Annotated in this window: 18 protein-coding genes and 1 pseudogene; 13 read left to right on the plus strand and 6 right to left on the minus strand. The window is 68.5% G+C overall.

The features are described from left to right. The first annotated feature begins 243 nt into the window (after positions 1-243). Together ACQB60_RS19310 and ACQB60_RS19315 are read left to right on the plus strand one after the other, a co-directional pair. Positions 244-390, plus strand: coding sequence for an HNH endonuclease (locus ACQB60_RS19310; RefSeq protein ID WP_496927248.1), 147 nt, complete (start codon positions 244-246; stop codon positions 388-390). Positions 391-1409: 1019 nt separating this feature from the next. Next, positions 1410-2345, plus strand: coding sequence for a major capsid protein (locus ACQB60_RS19315; RefSeq protein WP_496927249.1), 936 nt, complete (start codon positions 1410-1412; stop codon positions 2343-2345). Between the two features lie 106 nt (positions 2346-2451). On the opposite strand, the gene ACQB60_RS19320 is transcribed toward ACQB60_RS19315, so the two are convergent. After that, positions 2452-3681 carry an NsdA family TPR-like regulatory protein gene (locus ACQB60_RS19320; RefSeq protein WP_496927250.1) on the minus strand — a complete coding sequence of 410 codons (1230 nt, stop codon included), beginning with the start codon at positions 3679-3681 and terminating at the stop codon, positions 2452-2454. A 201-nt stretch (positions 3682-3882) separates the two neighbouring features. Here ACQB60_RS19320 and ACQB60_RS19325 point away from each other — a divergent pair, with 201 nt between their 5' ends. From ACQB60_RS19325 to ACQB60_RS19335, 3 genes are all read left to right on the plus strand, one after another. After that, entirely contained in the window at positions 3883-5004 is a 1122-nt protein-coding gene (locus tag ACQB60_RS19325) for an adenosylhomocysteinase (protein ID WP_496927251.1), read from the plus strand. A gap of 4 nt (positions 5005-5008) precedes the next feature. Continuing rightward, entirely contained in the window at positions 5009-5551 is a 543-nt protein-coding gene (locus tag ACQB60_RS19330; RefSeq protein ID WP_496927252.1) for an NUDIX hydrolase, read from the plus strand. Between the two features lie 592 nt (positions 5552-6143). Further along, positions 6144-6377, plus strand: coding sequence for a hypothetical protein (locus ACQB60_RS19335; protein ID WP_496927568.1), 234 nt, complete (start codon positions 6144-6146; stop codon positions 6375-6377). 83 nt (positions 6378-6460) lie between these two features. On the opposite strand, the pseudogene ACQB60_RS19340 reads toward ACQB60_RS19335, so the two are convergent. Continuing rightward, positions 6461-6793, minus strand: a pseudogene (locus ACQB60_RS19340) (VOC family protein); the annotation flags it as partial. Between ACQB60_RS19340 and ACQB60_RS19345 the strand changes: the two are divergent. The 3 genes from ACQB60_RS19345 (at position 6792) to ACQB60_RS19355 (ending at position 9286) form a co-directional block, all read left to right on the plus strand. Further along, positions 6792-7229 carry a nuclear transport factor 2 family protein gene (locus ACQB60_RS19345; RefSeq protein ID WP_496927253.1) on the plus strand — a complete coding sequence of 146 codons (438 nt, stop codon included), beginning with the start codon at positions 6792-6794 and terminating at the stop codon, positions 7227-7229. The pseudogene ACQB60_RS19340 and the gene ACQB60_RS19345 overlap by 2 nt on opposite strands. A gap of 375 nt (positions 7230-7604) precedes the next feature. After that, a complete protein-coding gene (locus tag ACQB60_RS19350; RefSeq protein ID WP_496927254.1) occupies positions 7605-8030 on the plus strand; it encodes a pyridoxamine 5'-phosphate oxidase family protein in 426 nt (141 codons plus the stop codon). Between the two features lie 65 nt (positions 8031-8095). Then, the gene (locus tag ACQB60_RS19355) at positions 8096-9286 is read left to right on the plus strand and encodes a M20 family metallopeptidase (RefSeq protein WP_496927255.1); all 1191 of its coding nucleotides are present in this window, start codon (positions 8096-8098) and stop codon (positions 9284-9286) included. A gap of 379 nt (positions 9287-9665) precedes the next feature. Here the strand turns inward: ACQB60_RS19355 and ACQB60_RS19360 are convergent, their stop codons facing one another. Next, entirely contained in the window at positions 9666-10034 is a 369-nt protein-coding gene (locus tag ACQB60_RS19360) for a hypothetical protein (RefSeq protein ID WP_496927256.1), read from the minus strand. A 358-nt stretch (positions 10035-10392) separates the two neighbouring features. Here ACQB60_RS19360 and ACQB60_RS19365 point away from each other — a divergent pair, with 358 nt between their 5' ends. After that, a complete protein-coding gene (locus tag ACQB60_RS19365; RefSeq protein WP_496927257.1) occupies positions 10393-12366 on the plus strand; it encodes an InlB B-repeat-containing protein in 1974 nt (657 codons plus the stop codon). Positions 12367-12466: 100 nt separating this feature from the next. Here the strand turns inward: ACQB60_RS19365 and ACQB60_RS19370 are convergent, their stop codons facing one another. Both ACQB60_RS19370 and ACQB60_RS19375 read right to left on the minus strand, forming a co-directional pair. Next, positions 12467-12610 (minus strand): hypothetical protein, encoded by a 144-nt coding sequence (locus ACQB60_RS19370; RefSeq protein ID WP_496927258.1) that lies wholly within the window; start codon positions 12608-12610, stop codon positions 12467-12469. A 348-nt stretch (positions 12611-12958) separates the two neighbouring features. After that, on the minus strand, positions 12959-13456 hold the full coding sequence (locus ACQB60_RS19375; RefSeq protein ID WP_496927259.1) for a hemerythrin domain-containing protein: 498 nt from the start codon (positions 13454-13456) through the stop codon (positions 12959-12961). 280 nt (positions 13457-13736) lie between these two features. Here ACQB60_RS19375 and ACQB60_RS19380 point away from each other — a divergent pair, with 280 nt between their 5' ends. The 4 genes from ACQB60_RS19380 (at position 13737) to ACQB60_RS19395 (ending at position 17251) form a co-directional block, all read left to right on the plus strand. Then, positions 13737-14156 (plus strand): ATP-binding protein, encoded by a 420-nt coding sequence (locus tag ACQB60_RS19380; protein ID WP_496927260.1) that lies wholly within the window; start codon positions 13737-13739, stop codon positions 14154-14156. Between the two features lie 163 nt (positions 14157-14319). After that, positions 14320-15231 carry a SigB/SigF/SigG family RNA polymerase sigma factor gene (locus tag ACQB60_RS19385; RefSeq protein ID WP_496927261.1) on the plus strand — a complete coding sequence of 304 codons (912 nt, stop codon included), beginning with the start codon at positions 14320-14322 and terminating at the stop codon, positions 15229-15231. A gap of 223 nt (positions 15232-15454) precedes the next feature. Then, positions 15455-16324: a helix-turn-helix domain-containing protein gene (locus tag ACQB60_RS19390; protein WP_496927262.1), complete on the plus strand. Its 870-nt coding sequence runs from the start codon at positions 15455-15457 to the stop codon at positions 16322-16324. 66 nt (positions 16325-16390) lie between these two features. After that, positions 16391-17251: a maleylpyruvate isomerase family mycothiol-dependent enzyme gene (locus tag ACQB60_RS19395; protein WP_496927263.1), complete on the plus strand. Its 861-nt coding sequence runs from the start codon at positions 16391-16393 to the stop codon at positions 17249-17251. A gap of 47 nt (positions 17252-17298) precedes the next feature. Here ACQB60_RS19395 and ACQB60_RS19400 read toward each other — a convergent pair whose 3' ends face one another. After that, positions 17299-18519 (minus strand): cytochrome P450 family protein, encoded by a 1221-nt coding sequence (locus tag ACQB60_RS19400; protein ID WP_496927264.1) that lies wholly within the window; start codon positions 18517-18519, stop codon positions 17299-17301. Positions 18520-18637: the final 118 nt, after the last annotated feature.

Here is an 18637-nt window from a genome sequence, read left to right on the forward strand (position 1 = left end):
GAGTCCGGGGGCGGGCACTCGACAACAGCGACGACCAGGCGGTGACTCATGACCCCATGTGTTGAGTGCAGCGACACGGCAACTCGCCGAGGACGCTGCGACGTTCACGACCGCGCGTATCAGGACCGTCCCTCGGTTCGCGTCCGCCGTTCACACGGTAGGCGCCGTGCGGGGCGGCATGATGCGGCGGCGCGGCTCCGCCAACGGATACGGGAGCGCGGTCACGCCTGGTGTGACTGGTGCTTGGGCGACTTCCCCGCGGATGCGGTGGACGTGGACCACGTGCGCCCGCTCTCGATGGGCGGGACGGACACGGCGGGCAACGTTCAGGTGCTGTGCACCGGGTGCCACGGGTTGAAGACGGCGACGGAGTTCGGGGCCGCGGCGTAGGGCGAGTGCTGGTTCATCTGGCACTCATCGTCAAGAACCTGTAGCTGCGACAAAGGCTCAACGGCTCATGAACCACGCTGTGAGCGCGGAAGCTCCGTATGTTGTGAGGGCCATCAACAGTCGCGCCGGAATGCGTTGGATGGTCAAGTGCAGCCCGCCGCAGCGGAGTTCGAAGGCGGGGGCGCAAAGCTGTTGGGGCGTGACTTCTTGACTGCGAGACATGGCCGCAGCATGCAGAGAATGTCGACCCCTGGGAAGACACCCCTGGTGATCTAGCAATACCTCATAGGAGTGGTGGAACGCACCCCGGAGGGCGAGGCTCCCTTGCTCCGGAATTCCCTTCTTCTCTGAGACGGAGACGAGTTTCGCAGCGCACGGCCGTGGCGAAGGAGAGGCGGAATCGCATGCGGAATTTCACCTGCGAGTCGAGCGTAGCGAGATTTACGCCCAACAGATGGGTCTCTGCTCATCCACTATCCGGAGAAGCCCATACCCCGCAAGCCCCGTACCCCCTGCACGATCCCCGGGTGCCCCGAGCTGACGAGCGGGGGACGCTGCCCGGCACACGAGCGCGAGGCACAGCGGCAGCGAGGCACGACCGCCGAGCGGGGCTATGACACCCGCTGGCAGCGCGTCCGGCGCCGCTACTTGTACGCGCATCCGTGGTGCGTGCTGTGCTCGCGCATCGCGACGGTGGCCGATCACTTCCCTGAGTCGCGCCGCTCGCTGGTGGCTCGGGGCGTGGCCGATCCGGACGCGTGGTCTCGTCTGCGTCCGCTGTGCACGACGTGCCACAACCGCGAGACCGCGAAGCATCAGCCGGGTGGTTGGGCTGCCGAGCGCGTCCGTCCTCGCCGCTTCTGAGTCGGCGACCAGGGGGTGACCCCTGCGCCTCGCCGAGCCAGATCGGCAGGGAGGCAAAAAACTCGCGTGGATCATTGGGCCGTTTCGGTGGGCGCTGCTAACGAATGCCAGCGGTGCCCTTTCTCTTTTTCTCGACTGAATCAAAGGAATTTCACATGTCCCTGACTCTTGCTGAATCCGCAAAGCTCTCTCTTGATCAGCTTCAACGCGGCGTGATTGAGACATTCGTTCAGGAATCGCCGATCCTGGACCGAATCCCGCTGATCCAGGTGGCAGGCAACGCCTACCGGTACAACGAGGAATCCACGCTTCCCGGGGTTGCCTTCCGAGCCGTGAACGAGGCGTACCCGGAGAGCACGGGCGCACTGAACCAGCGCATCGAGACGCTCGCAATCCTTGGCGGAGACGCAGACGTGGACAAGTTCATCGTCCAGACTCGTGGCAACCTAAACGATCAGCGGGCCATTCAGACCGCGATGAAGGTCAAGGCCGCTTCGGTGCACTTCGCGGATCAATTCTTCAACGGTGACGTGGAGTTGAACCCCAAGGGGTTCGACGGGCTGCGCAAGCGGCTGCTCGGCAGCCAGGTTCTCGATGCGAAGGGAGTCGGACCGGTTGCCAACGGCCATGACTTCTTTGACGTGTTGGATTCGCTGGTTGCGCAGGTGCGCGGTCTCTCCGGAGCCAATGGCGCGCTGTACATGAATGCCGCACTCCGGGCGAAGATTGAGTCCGGTTTCCGTCGGCTCGGCGGCGCCGAACTCCTCACGGCCGAGATCGCAGGTAAGCGCGCCACCATGTGGAAGGGCATCCCTCTGCTGGATGCCGGTCAGAAGCTGGACGGAACCGACGTGCTCCCGCTGACGACCGGCAGTGGTGGCAAGCAGACCGGAGATATCTACGCCGTGCGCTTTGGGTCCACCGAGGCCGACGCCGGAGTGACTGGCCTGACGAACGGCGGCGTGCAGGCCACCGACCTGGGCGAGTCTCACGACAAGCCCGTTTACCGCACTCGCATCGACTTCTACTGCGGCCTCGCCCTGTTCGGCGGCAAGGCGGCGGCGCGCCTCACTGGCGTACTGAATGGCTGACGCACCATGAGAGCCCCCGTGCTCGTCTCCCTCGCCAGGGAGACGGGTGCGGGGGTTTTGTGCGTCCCGGCGGGTGGAAATTCGAGGGATGCCCCCGCAAGAGGCGCTAGCTACTCGACTCTATGGCTGGCCTTTTCATGCCCTCGTACGCTTCGCGCAAGTCCCTGGCCTCTGAGATTTTCCGCCCTTCGACTGCCTGTACGACTTCGAGGGCCCGCCACCGGTTAGACGGCACAATTCGGCCCGAGAGAATGGCTTGCTGTGCTGCATCACAAGCTTCGTCTACCCGATCAGATACGACGAGCGAGAGCGCAAGGTCGATATTTGCCGAGGCGACACGCCGCGGCCATTTCGATACGTCATGCGGCGGTGCGAGACGGGCGATCACCTCACGTGCATAGTCTTCGGCTGCTGGGTCACCCACCCAAGCAAGGGTCGTCGCTGTGTAAGAGACGAACTTCCCGGGGTCGTACTGGTAGTGATGCTCCGGTGCGTCAGGGAACTGCATAGCAGCGACGAGCGACTCCACGCGACTTATGGCATCGTAGGTCTCTTTCGGCTGCCCGAGCCTGGCATGCGCTCGACCCTGTTGAGCTGCCGATTGGATTTCGACAGAACTTCCCTTCGGCGCTAGAGACTGCGCAGCCCTACTCAGCTCTACTGCTTTCGCGTAATTGCCATCGGTAAGGATGCGCCAAGCGTCCGTCTCAAAACACCAAGCCTGAATCTCAGTATGTCCGGCGTGCTTGGCCAGCGTCATGGCCGTTTGTAGGCGCGCCGTTGCGGCATCCTCTTGGTTTAGATCAATGTGAAGAGTGGCGCCGAGCAGCGAGAACCATCCGCCAAGAACGAGTAGCTGCCGATGCTCGGATAGCGTCTTCTTTGCATCCAGAAGATGCCCAACGTATGCGGAATACTTCCGCACGCGCTCTAGCAGATCCTGGGGGTGCGATGAAGGGTACTTCCTGGCCAGTTCGTCGAAGATCTCCTCTATCCGCGAGAGAGTTTCGTTCCCTACATCGCTCGCCGAAACTCTGCGCGCCAGTTCTATTGCTTCGAGCTCGTCGTCGTACATCAGCGAGGGAGGGGCAGCTTGGACGGAATGCGTCGCTACCGATTTTCCAGACACTCCTGCGTCTCTAATGAGTCCGTCTAGTTGCACGGCAGAGACGCGCAATTCCCGACACAGGCTCGGCCGGTGAAATGACTGCGGTTCGGTCTCGCAATTCTCCCAACGGCTCACGGTCGAGCGTTCCACCCCCAGGGCCGCAGCTAGCGACTCCTGACTGAATCCCAACGCCTTGCGGCGCTCTACGAAGCTCTCTCGCCTGGCCACGTCGCCTCCCCGCTCTCTGGATTGCCGTTGTACCAGGTCAGGGGTCCGGTGCGTCCAGTATGCGGCAACGATGCGTCAGAGATGCGGCATGCCCGCGCTGGTGCTGCCCGGAGAGCCCCCTTGTACTGGGGAATCGCCCAGGAGCAGGCCCCCGACCGCCCACAGCGGCGCTCGACTCGTTCACGCCTAGAGGGAGGGCCCATGGAAACCGTGGACCGTGCGCGGCTCGAAACGTACTTCGGCAGGGTCGCCGATAAGTTCAGCACGCCTGAGCGTCCGTCCTCGCTGCTGATCACGCATCTGTTGCCCGAGCGTCCCGCATTCGTGCGAGCGGTAGGCAAGGTCACGAACTTGCGTGCGGTGCTGCCCAAACCGAAATCGATCAACGCGGCAGCACTCCGCGAGGTTGAAGGAACGGTGGCGTGCGATGAGCTGACGCGCGAGATGTTCGCCGACCCGGACACTGCCGTGACCTACTTGGAGACCAGGGCGGCCGGTGAACCGGTCGTGTTGCTCGACGTGGGCGGGTACTTCGCCCCCGCGCTGGATGCTCTCTGCGATCGATTCTCAGGAACGGTCCTCGGCGTGGTGGAGGACACCGAGAACGGCCACAAGCGCTACGCGGACCGGGACAAGCTGCCCTGCCCAGTGGTCTCTGTCGCCCGGAGCCCACTCAAAGACCCGGAAGACTTCCTAGTCGGTCAGTCCGTGGTGTTCTCCGCGGAAGCCCTGTTACGGGGGCGCGGTGACATCTTCCATGGGCGCCCCGCCCTGGTTCTCGGGTTCGGCAAGCTCGGCTCCAGCATCGCCCGGCTACTTCACGTCAAGGGCGTACGAGTCATCGTCTTTGACATCGATCCGGTACGACGCGCACAGGCCATGTCGCAAGGGTTCGAGGTGGCCCGGGACCGGGACCAGGCGGTAGAGATCGCTGGACTCGTCCTGTGTGCAACCGGGGCGCTCAGTCTGCGCGGCGAGGACTTCCCTCGTCTCAAGAACGGCGCCTATGTGGCGACCGTGACCAGTTCGGAAGACGAGTTGGAGCTGGAGGGGCTGCCCGCGGGCTACACCCGGGACGGTGCCGGGGAGAACGTCACCCGATACACCGCGACGGGGCACTACTTCTATCTGCTGAACGGGGGCAACGCGGTCAACTTCCTGCACGGAGCCAGCGTTGGACCGTTCATCTTCCTCGTTCAGTCCGAAATCCTCGCGGGCGCGGCCATGCTGGCTCGCGGCGCGTTGGACGCCACCATGCACGAGGTGCCCGCTACCGACCGGGCAGCCATTGCGGCTACCTGGCTTCACTACTACAACAGGTGATCGAATGCCCATCACGGCAGAACACATCCGTACGACCCTCGCCGAGTACGCCGACGCGCACCCCGAGGAGAAGCCCACTCTCGCGCCCCTGCACGAGTTGCTGGAGCAGGGGGCCGACGTAACCAGCCGCAAGGAGTTCCGCGGGCACGCCACTGCGGGGGCTGTGCTCGTCAACGACAAGGGCGAGGCTCTGTTCATCCACCATGTCGCACTCGACAAGTGGCTGACCCCGGGCGGGCACTTGGAGCCCGAGGACGTGAACTTGTTGGGCGCTGCGCTGCGCGAACTGATCGAGGAGACCGGGGTAACTCTGAGCGTCGCGCCAGTCCAGCCGACCCCTGTCCACATCGACGTGCACCCGATCCCTGCCAATGCCAGCAAGGGCGAGCCGGCCCACTGGCACGCGGACTTCCGCTACGTCTTCCGCGCTACCGGAGAGCAGGTGGTGAAGCTGCAACAGGAAGAGGTCAGCGAGTACGCGTGGCGGGCAATCGAGACGATCGCTGACGAGACGCTGCGGAGTCGCGTCCTCACCGCTCTGCGCTGACGCACCGATCTCCTGACACCCCGTCCGTCCCGGCATGCCTCCGCTGTGGGCGGGCGGGGTTACGTCGTTCCGGTGCTCATTCACCGCAAAGAGAGTCCATACACCGAAGCGCCCCGACAGACCGATTAGGGCCGGTCTACCGGGGCTTGCCGACCAGCTTGCATAGGAGCTGACCGACCATGCGTGATGCTATCGCCCGCACTCTCTTATGGGTGCTGTCCGTACTGCCGTGGACCCGCTGCACCCGGCCTGGACGCCACTCCGCAGCGTTCCCCTCCGAACACAGCCAGCCCACCCCCACCCCAGCGTCCGAGCGCGAGAATCCGTGGGCCCGCCCGTTCACCGGACCGACCAAAGCGGAAGCCCAAGCATTGTTCCGGGCCGAGGCGACCATGCCCATTGCCCCGGTGCAGCACGAACGCCACGGGCACACACGGCCGCCTCGCACCGAGCGCATTCGGCAGGAGGACGAGCCGCACGGCATAGACGAGTGCGAACGTGTCCGTCTGCGACAGGTAGCCACCGCGTTTGCGGAACTCGGTCTTGACTGGGACGGCTACACGCCCAAGGGCGTTCACGCCGTGGTGTCCGCATGACTCACGAGCAAGCCACCGCGGCGGTCACCAGCGAGCCCACCGCCCCCGCTCAGCGCGTGCACTGCGTCTGTGGTTGCTGGACCACGGCCCCTGTACCGGTGGGCGAGATCCCCAAGGCGAGCGGCGGCGCCTGGTTCACGCACTACGTGTGCCCGGACCACGTGCACGAGTACCCCCCGGTCTCGCAGTGGGACGAACTCCCCGCGATGCGCTGGAACCCTCGGCGCTGACGATCAACAACAAAGCCCCGTCCGGAAGTTCCGGGCGGGGCTTTCTGCTGTTCCGGGGCTGGTGGGGCTGTACCGTAGAACCGGTAGTCAGGAGTGTTGGGGTCAGCAAGGACTGCCCAGCCTGAGCCGTCGGGATTCCGGTGATCGGTGACGAAGGTGGCACCGAGGCCGGGCAGCCGTTCCACCTCCTGCTCACGCGATGTCTCTGGGCGCAAGCACAGATGGATCCGGTTCTTGATCTTCTTGGGCTCGGGTACCTGGTTGAAGTACAGCACTGGGCCCTCCGCGAGCAGCACCTCAGTCTCCCGGACACCTGGTTCATTATGTACTGAACGATCCAAAACCTGATAGCGTGCTGCTCCGGCGAGTTCGCCAGTCGTGGTGGGCTCGGCCCGAACGTAGGGGAGGCACGTCATGACGACAGCGCAGCGCACGGCCCGAGAGATCCTGGACGCCTATCTGCGGGAGCTGGGGAACGGCTACAGCGAGCGGCTGCTGGAGCTCTTCGCTGAGAAGGTCGACTGGAGTGTTCCCGGGGCGGACGAAGTTCCATGGCTCGGGGCGCGTTCGACGCGCGAGGAGGTGGCGGACTTCTTCACCTCGCTCACGGGACACGTGGCCGGCGAGGAGTTCGTCGTCGAGCGCGTGCTGGCCGACGACCGGGACGGGGTGGCACTCGGGCATCTCAAGAGCCGGGTCAGGGCCCATGGCGCGCTGATCGAGACCTGGTTCGCCCTCCATGTGACCGTGACCGATGGGCTGATCACGCGCTATCGCTTCTACGAGGACAGCCTGGAGGTCGCGCGGGCGTGGGGAGGGCGGGGAGGGACCGGTCCGGGCGTGCCTGCGTAGGCGCGCACGTCCGGGTTCTCTGCCCGTCCTCTGCCTGTCCCGCCCCGCCGGTCGGTCGTGGGACGGCGCACCCGCCTCCGGGTGCGCCTCGAGGAGTTTGCGCGGGGCCGCCTGGCGCCAGGATTCGCCGAGACCGAAGCTCAGCACGAGCCCGGCATCGATGCGCTGGGGGTGAGTGAACTCCTCGAAACCACTTCGGCTGGACCGAGCAGCAGGACCCGAGACCGCGAAACTGAGGAAGGCCAGACGGCCGGTCGGCGGACAGGCCGGTTGCCTGCAGGGAACAACGGGACCGGGCGGGACGTTGCGATGGTTGCGGTTGAACGAACACCGCAAAGCGGACCACCTGTTGATCCTGGACCGAGAGGCCCCCGCATGCCCCTGACCCAGTCCGAACGTGAGTCCTTTCTGACGGAGCCGCACATCGGTGCCCTGTCGATCGCCCGCCCCGGCGCGGACCGCGCGCCGCTGAACGTGCCCGTCTGGTACATGTACGAGCCCGGCGGCGACCTGTGGCTCGTCACCGCTGCCGACTCGGCCAAGGCAAAGGCGCTGCGCGCGGCCGGCCGGGCCTCGCTGATGGCCCAGCGCACCGAGCCCACGGTCCGCTACGTGACGGTGGAGGGACCGGTGGAGATCGAACCGAGCACACCGGAACAGCTGCGGGCGGTCGCGGAGCACTACCTGGGCCCGGAGGCGGCGGCCAAGTACCTTGAGTTCGCCGCGGCCGAGCTGGGTGAGGAAGTGATCGTCAGGATGCGCCCGGAGAAGTGGCTGTCGGCGGACATGGGTTCCTTCTAGCCGGCCGTTCACCGCAGCCATCAGCGGCATCCACTCGTGAGGGCTGCACAAGGGATGCTCCTCTCATGAGCGAGAGCCTTCAGCAGCGGGCCGAGGCCCGTGCGGCATCGGTGGTGGAGCTCGCCCGGAAGCTGGTCAAGCGGCCGAGCCGGGGCGGGATCGACGACTACGGGCCCGTCCTGGGTGTACTGGAGGACTGGCTTGCCGCGCGCGGCCTGGCGCACCGTCATCTGCGAGACGGGGCCGGTGAGTTGGTGGGGCTGCTGGTCGAGGTCCCCGGAGGCCGTCCGGGCTCCTGGTGGACGCTGGACGCGTGCCTGGATACCGCCTCGTACGGGGACGAACGGGCCTGGTCCTTCCCGCCCGACTCCGGGGACGTGGCGGACGGCTGGCTGCTGGGGCGAGGGGCCGCGGATTCCAAGCTCGCCGCGGCGATGTTCTGCCATATCGCCGCCGACCTCGCGCCCCGGGCCGAGAGCCTGCAGGGCGGACTCGCCGTGCTGTTGGACGTCGACGAGCACACCGGCGGCTTCGGCGGTGCCCGCGCCTACCTCGCCGACGCGCAGGCACCGCGCCCCGCCGGGGTGATGATCGGCTACCCCGGCATGGAGGACGTCGTGGCCGGCGGCCGGGGCCTGTGGCGGGCTTCGATCGCCGTGCATGCCCCGTCCGGCCACTCCGGCTCCAGCACACACGTGGTGGGAGCGATCTCCCGCGCCGCCCACCTCGTCAAGCTCCTGGACGACGCCGGACTCCCCGGCGCCACGGGGGTCTCGGGCTTCCCGCTGCCGCCGAAGCTGTCGGTCACCTCGCTCCACGGCGGCCATGGCTTCTCCGTCACCCCCGACCGCTGCGACCTGAACGTCGACATCCGCACCACTCCGGGCTTCGACGGCCATGATGCCGAGGCGCTGGTACGCAGGGCCGTCGGCGAGCTGGACGCAGAGCTGCCTGCCCCGACACCCACCGAGATCACCCCGATCGCCACATGGCCCCCCTTCCGTCTCGCCGAGGGCCAACAGCCCGCCGCCGCCCTGCTGAACGCGGCCGCCGAGGCCGGGCTCGTGGTGAAGTCGAAGACCGCGGGGCCCTCCAACATCGGCAACCTGCTCGCCGGGGAAGGCATCCCGGCCACCGCCGGCTTCGGCGTGCCCTACGAGGGGCTGCACGGCATCGACGAGCGCGCCCACCTAGCCGAACTCCCCACGGTGTACGCCGTCTACCAGCGGGCTGTGCTCAACCTGCTGGAAGGCTGACAAACGGGCGGAGTGCCCACATTCATGAGGATCGCTATTCCTCCGGGTACGGGTGAGCGTCCCGCAATGGGGTGGGAGGCGCATCGGGCGGCGCGGCGGCGGACGGGGAGGCGTCCTCCGGGTAGGTGGCTTGATGGGCGGCTGTGCGGATGTGCAGTGCCGCCTGGCGAGCCCGGCGGGCCAGACTCCGGTGTTCGTCGGCGGTTGACGCCTCGCTTCGAGCGAGGCGTTCATGATGCTGGGCCACCATGTCGTGTGCGTCGGCCAGAGTGGCGGCGGCAGTGAGGTACCGCGCGTGCAGCTGCTGTACATAGATGTGCAGGTTGGTACGCCGGGATGTGGCTCCGGTGTCGAGCAAGCGGTCGGAGGTGAGGATCTCTTACTGACGGGCCCAAGCCTGGCGTGCCTCGCGGGCCTGCGAGCGAGCCACGTTGGCCTCGGCGTGCGCCAACCGGGCTTCGCTGGCTGCGAGCAGAGCCCGCGCCCTGTCGCTCGCTTCCTGGGAACGCTGCAGAGAACTGGGCGACGCCTCGCCGACGATACGGGCCTGATCGTCCACGAGCTGCTCCCGGGCACTCAGGGCGCGTTCGCGTTGGTCGGCGGAGGCTTCGCGTTCGTCGGCGATCGCCTCTCGTTCGTCGGCGGTGGTCTCACGCTCATCGGCGTGAAGGGACCGCTCAGCGGAGCCGTCCGCCCACGGGCCGATGACATCGCTGAAGGCTGAGCCGTCAGGAGAGTCGGTTCCCACCTTGCCAGTATTCAGCCGCTGAGCGCGGCACTCAAGCGGCAGCCTGAACCTGTCTGCTGCTGCCGCTGGCTCTGTTCACGGGGCGCCGCCCGGCTCGTACATGTACCAGCGAGGACGGAGTACGTCCCGTCGCCCCGCTTCCCGCCGCCGAGGTGTATGCCCGCACGGCGCCTGTCTCGACGTGGGCCATTGGCGGCTCATGCCTCTCGCACCCGGGTGAACCTCGCCGGTGTGCGGGCGTGCCCGTCGGGTGGGGCGCGGTGAGCGGGTGGTCCCTGGTGGAGGGAGCCGGTGAGCCTCCCGGCTCACCGTTCCGAGTTCCCGAGCTCCGTACCCCCTCCGAAGAGAGGCCGCCCTGATGCCCCGCTTGTCCCTGACGGCAGGCTCTGTGATGACCGTCCTGCTCCTGACCGCCGGCCCGGCCGTGACCGCATCGGCCCGGCCTGCCGCGGACCCGGGGGACCCGTGGGTGGTGCGTTCGACCACGGTCGAGCTGCGCCGGGAGCACTTCTCCTACCTGTGCGACCGGCCCGACGCGGGTCCGCCCGCGGCCACGACCCTCAGCGTCTTCCCCTACAAGGTGCAGGCGCGTGTGGTGGAGGACCAGGCCGACGACGACCAGCAGGGCACCATCATCTGGGACGGTCACGAGGCGGGCATCCCCGAGCACTCGGTGCACGTGCAGGTGACCCACGCCTGCGACGGCAAGGGGCCCATCTACCTTGAGGGTTATGCCGACTTGGGGCCGCGCGGCTATTTCCACGTCGAGCCCGATCCCGGCCACCCCGGCACGGCCCGCTTCGAGCAGTGGGACCTGTCGAAGCTGCCGCGCCGCACGGGTGACGACACCGACCCCGGCCGGCCCGCCGAGGACGGCACCGCGCCTGGCCGGCCCTCGGACGGCGACAGCGATGCACCGGGACCGCGCGGCAGGACGAAGCCCGACCGCTCCAAGCCCGCCGTGGTCGACATCCTGCTCGTCTACACGCCGAAGGCCGCCGCGATGGCCCGTGGCGACAAGAAGTTCAGGTCTGTTGCCGCCTCCGCCCGCACCGCCGAGACGCGGATGAACCGGGCCCTGTCGGACAGCGAGGTCAAGGCGCGGGTCGACGTCGTGGACACGCTGGAGCTCAAGTCCTTCAAGGGCTGGAAGGTCCCCGTCGACGCCAAGAAGCCCAAGGGGCGCCAACAGGACGTCGAGCTGGACGACGGCGCCATGCTCAATCTGCTCGAGAATCCCCAGGACAAGCACCTCGGCGCCCAGGTCTCCGAGGCGCGCAACCGCAAAGCGGCCGACCTGGCCGTCCTCGTCACGGGGCACACGGGCAACAGCGGCATCAGCAACGGTTCCGACGCCCCGGACAAGGACACGACGGCCGACAATTCCGCGAACGCCGTGATCAGCTACGACTCCATCTTCCTGCAGACGTTCAGCCACGAGGTGGGCCACAACCTCGCGCTCGCCCACGACCGCTGGACGCTGAAGCACGACGAGGCCGGCTCCGGGTCGCCGAGCACCAAGTACCCGTACAACCCGGGCTGGATCACCCCCGACCAGAACTGGGCCACGATCATGGCCTATGAGTGGAACTGCGAGCAGGGCCGCAAGACCTGCCCCATCGCGTACTACTACGCCAACCGCATCCACCGCTGGCACGGGCAGCCGCTCGGCGACCGCAACAACGACCAGACCCGGGTGCTGCGGCAGACCGCCTACCTCGTCCAGGAATACCGCACCCCCGACAAGCCGCGCCCACGCCAGGAGCTCACCCTCGACACGTCCCCGAAGGCCGGCGGCACCGTGCGCCCCCTCGTCTGGGGCCCCTACCGCACGGGCACCCGTGTCGTGGTCAAGGCCACGGCGAGGCCCGGATACGCCTTCAGCGGCTGGGACTTGGACGGAAAACCGCACGCGAACACGACACCGGACATGTCGCTCCTGATGAACTCCGCACACTCCCTGACCGCCCGCTTCACGCGGTCCTGCGCCCATCCCGTCACGGGCGCGTTCGCCAAGAAGTGGCATGCCCTGGGCGGGGCCAAGGGCCGCCTGAAGTGCCCCGAAGCGGCCGAGCGGAGACTGAAGGGCGGCTCCCTCCAGTACTTCGACGGCGGCTCCCTGTACTGGTCGCACAAGACGGGCGCGCACGCGGTATGGGGCGCCTTCCGCGGTGAGTACGGCAAGCTCGGCTGGGAGCGCGGGCGCCTCGGCTATCCCACCACCGACGAGCACAAGATCTGGGGCGGCAAGGCGGTCCGTCAGCGTTTCGAGGGTGGCGCGCTGACGTATGACGTGCGGACCAAGCGGGTTTCCGTCTGGCCCCCGAAGTGACACGCAGCGGCTGCGGACCCGCCTCCAGATCGCGTGCGCGGCCGCTCGAGAGACCACTCTTGAGACCGCCCACCCCACCGGTGGGGGACCGGCTACGAGGTCAGGCCCGGGAAGAGCTTGAACACGTCAAGGGCCCCTCGGCCCAGTCGCCGTCGCCCCACCGGCACTGGACGTAGTGGGCGTCCTCGAGGAAGCGCGGGTCGCCGTCCGGGCCGAGGAACACGGCGTTGATGTTCACGGTCATGTCCGGGTCCTGGGTGGGCAGGCCGGGCAAGAAGCCGGTCGTGCCAGTCGGTCAGTGGTGCGCCGCCGTGGACGGGGTGCCGCCGGTGCACGGTGATCGCCCCGACCTCGCCTCGGGCGTCGTCGGCCGTTCCATGCGGTGCCGCACTGACCACCGCCCCGTCGGGCAGCAGTTCCGCGGAGTGAGTGCTGCTGTGCGCCGCCGCCTCAAGCATCAGCTGCCCATGGGGATACCCGCGTCAGTTGGCCCGCCCCTACCTTCCTTGCTCCAGGACCAGAGAGGGGAGCCCCAATCAGGCATTCGAGGTGCGGGTACTTGGGGCGGGGTGGGACATGGCCGACGCGCGGGTCATGCCGGGACGTCGGCGTACAGCAGCCCGCGTACGAGGTCGGCGCTGCCGCATCCCGCCCGCAGCATCCGGCGCCGCGTCTCCGTGAACTCCTGCGCGAGCTCCGCCCGGTGGAAACCGTCGAGTTGTGCGCGGGCCAGGTTGAGGAGAGTGCGTTCGGTTTCGTCGGAGTGGCGATAGACGGCCGCGGCCATCTGCTGCAGTCGCCGGTCCCACTCGGCCGAGCCGATGCCCGGCACGTCGAGCAGTGCGAGCAACACCTTTGTGGATTCGTCGTGTTCTGCTTCGATGCGCTCGAAGAAGTCGTGGTGCGCGTAAGGGCGGAGCGGGGGATGCAGCACGCATTCCTCGGCGTGGCTGTGCGCGGTGAGGAGGTCCGCGAAGTCGTGGAGGGCCGCGTGCCGGTCGGCCTCGACGCTGCGCATCAGGCGCAGCAGGCCCTCCAGCGTCTGGTGGTCTTCGAGGATCAGCTCGACGACATCTTGGGGTGGGGTCATGACGGTCCGCCTCCTGCCTCGGTGGGTTCGCATCCCGCTACCCGATCCGCGGACGAAACATTGCCCCACTGACCCGTATGCCTCATCCCCCTGTTCGGAGCCGTGCGGGGTTCGCTGCTCCGCCTTTTCATGAGCGTTCCGCCGGCGGACCCGCGGGTTGTCGATCAGGGGGACGGGGAAGGAGTACCCCGCAGGACCTGCCGCGCAAAATATGCCGCGGCCCCGGTGAGCGGCCATGCCGCGGACGTGCCGGTTGTCCCAGGAGGGGAAGTGATCCGCCATGCGTGCGCCTCAGCGCGCCCATCGGCGTTCTGCCCGAGCCGAATACCTGCTGCCCCACGAAGCCGCCTCGGCCGGCCGAGCCCGCCAGTTGACGTCCAGGTTCCTCGATCGTTCGCGCCGTCGGGTGCGGAGGGTGGACGCGGAGCGGGTCGATGACGCGGCGCTGATCGTGTCGGAACTGGTCACCAATGCCGCGCTGCACGGCCGCAGCCCGTGTCGGCTGCGGGTGGAGGTGGCCGATGCGTACGTGGTCGTCGAGGTCTACGACGCGAGCCCGGCCCGCCCGCGCCTCCGCCCGCTGACCGCGGAGGGGGAGAGCGGACGGGGGCTGGCCATGGTGCGGATGCTGGCGCAGCACTTCGCCGTCACCCCGGTCGCGGGCGGCGGCAAGACGGTGCGTGCGGTGCTGGCCGACTGACGTCACGCCGGGTGCGGCCGTACGCAGTAACGCACTGTCGGCATGGTGTTCGGATTCTTATACGCAGAGTCAAGTCACGGGATTGTCACGGTCGTTGGTGGGTAGCAGCCAGCCCACGACGCGCTCCCGTCCGGGGAGCGCCCTTCTCGTTACGGGAGCGACGATGGTGACCGCGATCCCCAGCCATCCCGGCCGCACGCACCCCGGTGCCGGGCGACATACCACCGGCCCGGACGCCACCGCACTCGCGGGCCTGCCGGGCCTGCCGGGCCTGGAGAGCCTGCCGCCCCTGCCCGACCCCAGGAGCACCAACGGCACCGATGCCCGCGCGCTGTCCAAGACCCTCTTCGCCCGCCTCGACGAACTGGAGGAGGGAACCCCGGAGTACTCCTACGTACGCGACTGCCTGGTCGAGTTCAACCTCGCCCTGGTCCACTACGCCATCGGCCGCATGACCGTACGCGCGGAGTCCCACGAGGACGTCGTTCAGGTCGGCACCATCGGGCTCATCAAGGCGATCGACCGGTTCCAGGTGCAGCGCGGCACCGAATTCCCCACCTTCGCCCTGCCGACCATCTTCGGCGAGATCAAGCGGTTCTACCGCGACACCACCTGGGCCGTGCGCGTCCCGCGCCGCCTGCAGGAACTGCGCCTGCTCCTGTCCAAGGCCACCGCCCAGCTGGAACAGGCCAACGGCCGCTCGCCGAGCGTGAGTGAACTCGCCGAACACCTGCGCCTGGACGAGGACGAGGTCACCGAAGGGCTGATCGCCGCCAACGGCCACACCACGGTCTCCCTGGACCACCCGACCGACGTCTCGTCGCCGGAAGACACCCTCGCCGACCACATCGGGTACACGGACGCTGACCTGGAACGGGTCGAGGACCTGCACGCCCTCAAGCCCCTCCTCGCCGGGCTCTCCGAGCGCGAGCGCAGGATCCTCGCGCTGCGCTTCGCGGAGGACAAGACGCAGAGCGCGATCGGCGAGGAGCTGGGCATCTCCCAGATGCATGTCTCGCGCCTCCTGACGCGTCTGCTGAACCGGCTCGAGGCACAGCTCACCGCGCGAAGCTAGCCGCTGCGTCCCTGCCTCGCCACGCGGAGTCCTGACGGTTGCTCCCCGGCTCGCTGACACCTTCTTCACTCCAGTGAGCCGGGTCGAGCCCCGACGGGCTCGCGTTCCCGCCTGCCAGCGCAGAGCCATGCATCCGCAGCGCAGAGGCATGCATCCGTAGGCCCGATTCCAAGGTCGCCTCTCCCGTGCTCGAAGTCCACGGGACGAACCTCGAGGAGAGATCTTGCAGAACTCACAGAAGAACTCCCAGCGGGAGCAACAGCCGGACCCACAACCGGACTCACGGCCGGACTCACGGCCGGACTCACGGCCGGACTCACAGCGGGACTCACCGCGGCACTCGTCCAACGGCCCCACGCTCATCGTCTCGGTGCAGCGCGCCTGCCGCCTGCTCGCCGCGTTGGAGCGGCGCGGCGGCCAGGCGACGGCCAAGCAACTGGCGCGCGACACGCAGATCCCGCTGCCCACCACCTACCACCTGCTGCGCACGCTCCTGCAGGAAGGCATGCTGCTCAACGCCTTCGGCCACTACATGCAGCCGCCCGCGGCGCCTGAACTGCCCACCTGCGCACCGGTGATGGAGAAGTCGGCCCCCGAGGACTGGCTGGAGCGCGTCAGCCGCCATCTGCGCGCGACGACGTACGCCACGCTCTACCAGGACGGCGAGGTGCAGGTCTTCGCGCGCTCGCGCAACACCCCGGAAGTCCTGACGGCCACCCCGGTCCCCTTCGCTGCGGCGGCACACGCGCACGCGGCCGGACAGTGTCTGCTCGCCCGGCTCACCGACCAGCAGCGCCGCGACCACTTCCGACGCCACCCCGTCTTCCCCCTCACCCCGTACACGGTGCCGGACACCGCGACCGCACTGCGCCGGCTCTCGCAGATCACGCCCTTCCAACCCGTGGTGGAGGTGCAGGAGTTCGCCCTGGGACACGCATCCGCCGCCGTGCCGGTCTCCGTCGGAGGGGCGTTCGCCGCCATCTCCCTCTGCGTACCGGTCCACCGCGCGCACCAGTTGAGGAGCCTGACGGCACGACTCAACGCACGTGCCGAGGAAGCCCTGCGCACCGGATGGCTTCGGGGCGATGCGTGACAGCCCTGCGACTGCGTACGGGGATACTCGCTGGCGAGGCGGTCGTCCGCTCGGCAGGCTTGGTCCATGAACGCCCCGCCCACTGGCGTGCCGGACCACTCCTGGCTCGGCGCCCCGATCGACGCCCGCCCCCTGTTCGCGCCCGAGCAGGCCGCGCTGATGGCCACGCTGCGCGGCCTGGCACCCGCCGACTGGAGCAGGGAGGCGGTTCCGGGCTGGACCATCCGGGATCTCGCCGCGCACCTCCTGGGCGACTTCTACGGGCGCCTCGCCCGGGACCGCGACGGCCACCAGGAAGGGCCCGCCTTCGCGCCGGGGGAGACCCTGGAGGCGTTCATCCACCGCATCAACCAGGAATGGGTCGACGCCTGCCGCCGGATCGGCCCCGCCGCTCTCACCGACACCCTCGACCTGATCGGCGGGCAGACCGCCCGGTTCTTCGAGGCCACCGATCCCCATTCGCCCTCGCTGGGCGTGTCCTGGGCCGGAGTCGACCCGGCGCCGATGTGGCTGGACAGCGCCCGCGACCTCACCGAGTTCTGGACCCACCGCCAACAGATCCGCCATGCCACCGGGCAGGCCACCGACCCCGATCCGCGCCTGCTGTCCGTCGTCCTGGACACCTTCCTGCGGGCCCTGCCGCACACCCTGCGCGAGGTCACCGCCCCGACCGGCGCGCAGATCCAGGTGCAGATCGACGGACCGGTCCACGGCACCTGGACGGTGACGGCGACCGGGGACCGCTGGTCGCTCGCCGAGCCGAGCGGCACCGAGCGTCCCGCCGCCCGCGTCGCTGTGGACGCGGAGACCGCCTGGCGCCTGTGCACGCGCGGCATCGAGCCGGACACCGCCCTGGAGCGCGCCCGCATCGACGGCGACCGCCAACTGGCCGCGGCAGCCTGCCAGATCGTGTCCATCATCTACTGACACCCGCTGGTTCGCAGCAGCCACCAGCCACCAGCCACCAGCCTCGGCTACGTGCGGTGCAGGAGCACCGGCAAGGTTTGGACGCTGTTGCTGACGAACGACGGCAGCGGCGCCAGTTCCTGCGGTGGCACCGCGAGGTCCAGGTGCGGGAAGCGGGCGAAGAGCGCCGGGAGCGCGATCTCGGCTTCGAGGCGGGCGAGGGCGGCACCGAGGCAGTAGTGCGCGCCGTGCCCGAACGACAGGTGCCTGCTCGCAGAGCGGGTGGTGTCGAACTCGTCTGCATCGGCGCCGAATTGGCCGGGGTCGCGTCCCGCGGCCGCGTACGACGCGAGGATCGCCTCCCCCTTCGGGATCACCGTGTCGCCGACGCGAAGGTCGTCGCCGGCGTAGCGCAGCGGGAAGTGCCCTACGGGGGAGTCCCAGCGCAGGGTCTCCTCGATCACCGCGCTCCACGTCTGCCGCCCCGCGGTGACGGCCGCGAGCTGCTCGGGGTGGGTGAGCAGCGCCCTGACCGCGTTGGTGATCAGATTCAGGGTGGTGCCGTGTCCGGCGACGAGGATCAGGATGAGGGTGCCGGTCAGTTCGTCCTCGCTGAGCCGGTCGCCCTGGTCGCGGGCGGCGATCAGGTGGCTGGTGAGGTCCTCGCCCGGGCGCTCGCGCCGCCGCGCGACGAGATCGGCGAGCATGGCGTGGAGTTGCCGCTTGGTGGCCAGGGTTTCCTCGGGCGAGGTGGTGCTGCTGGTGAGGCTCGCGGACAGCGCCCGGAACTGATCGAAGTGTTCCTCGGGGACGCCGAGGAGATCGCCGATCACGTGCATCGGCAGGGGGTAGGCGAAGTGGGCCCGCAGGTCCACCGGCCCGGACGGGTGCGCGGTGAGGGCGTCGAGGAGGCGGTGGGTGAGCGCTTCGACGCGGGGGCGCATCGCGTTGATGCGGCGCGGGGTGAAGGCTTGCGTGACCAGGGTGCGCAGGCGCAGGTGGTCCGCGCCGTCGGCGGTGGTCATGCCGCGGTTGGTGATGAAGGCGATCAGCGGCCACCCCTCGGGTATCTGTCCGTCGCGCAACGCGGCCCAGTTCGAGGCGTCCTTGAGGACGCGGGGATCGGCGAGCAGGTCCTGGAGGACCTGGTGGCGGGTGATGGCCCAGGCGGGAACGCCGCCGGGAAGTTCCACGCGCACCGCGGGGCCGAGGGCGCGGAGGCGGGCGATCTCGCCGTGGAGGTCGCCGGCGGTCACGTCGAGGCGTATGAGCGGGGTGGGGGTGTCCACGAGGCGGCTCCGGGGTCCGAGGCAGGCAGGGGCGACGTGTACCGCACCGGATCCTCCACCCGCACCGCCCCGTTGGGGATCCCCACGGCACCGCGTGCAGGTCAGCATCCACCCGATC

Origin of the sequence: Streptomyces odontotermitis (assembly GCF_050510915.1) — a bacterium.
Classification (GTDB): Bacteria; Actinomycetota; Actinomycetes; order Streptomycetales; family Streptomycetaceae; genus Streptomyces.

Bases quoted from the DNA above. Each gene is read 5' to 3' on its own strand.
- ACQB60_RS19315 (WP_496927249.1), top strand. From the start codon at position 1,410: ATGTCCCTGACTCTTGCTGAATCCGCAAAGCTCTCTCTTGATCAGCTT.
- ACQB60_RS19325 (WP_496927251.1), top strand. From the start codon at position 3,883: ATGGAAACCGTGGACCGTGCGCGGCTCGAAACGTACTTCGGCAGGGTC.
- ACQB60_RS19330 (WP_496927252.1), top strand. From the start codon at position 5,009: ATGCCCATCACGGCAGAACACATCCGTACGACCCTCGCCGAGTACGCC.
- ACQB60_RS19335 (WP_496927568.1), top strand. From the start codon at position 6,144: ATGACTCACGAGCAAGCCACCGCGGCGGTCACCAGCGAGCCCACCGCC.
- ACQB60_RS19345 (WP_496927253.1), top strand. From the start codon at position 6,792: ATGACGACAGCGCAGCGCACGGCCCGAGAGATCCTGGACGCCTATCTG.
- ACQB60_RS19350 (WP_496927254.1), top strand. From the start codon at position 7,605: ATGCCCCTGACCCAGTCCGAACGTGAGTCCTTTCTGACGGAGCCGCAC.
- ACQB60_RS19355 (WP_496927255.1), top strand. From the start codon at position 8,096: ATGAGCGAGAGCCTTCAGCAGCGGGCCGAGGCCCGTGCGGCATCGGTG.
- ACQB60_RS19365 (WP_496927257.1), top strand. From the start codon at position 10,393: ATGCCCCGCTTGTCCCTGACGGCAGGCTCTGTGATGACCGTCCTGCTC.
- ACQB60_RS19370 (WP_496927258.1), bottom strand. From the start codon at position 12,610: ATGACCGTGAACATCAACGCCGTGTTCCTCGGCCCGGACGGCGACCCG.
- ACQB60_RS19375 (WP_496927259.1), bottom strand. From the start codon at position 13,456: ATGACCCCACCCCAAGATGTCGTCGAGCTGATCCTCGAAGACCACCAG.
- ACQB60_RS19380 (WP_496927260.1), top strand. From the start codon at position 13,737: ATGCGTGCGCCTCAGCGCGCCCATCGGCGTTCTGCCCGAGCCGAATAC.
- ACQB60_RS19385 (WP_496927261.1), top strand. From the start codon at position 14,320: ATGGTGACCGCGATCCCCAGCCATCCCGGCCGCACGCACCCCGGTGCC.
- ACQB60_RS19395 (WP_496927263.1), top strand. From the start codon at position 16,391: ATGAACGCCCCGCCCACTGGCGTGCCGGACCACTCCTGGCTCGGCGCC.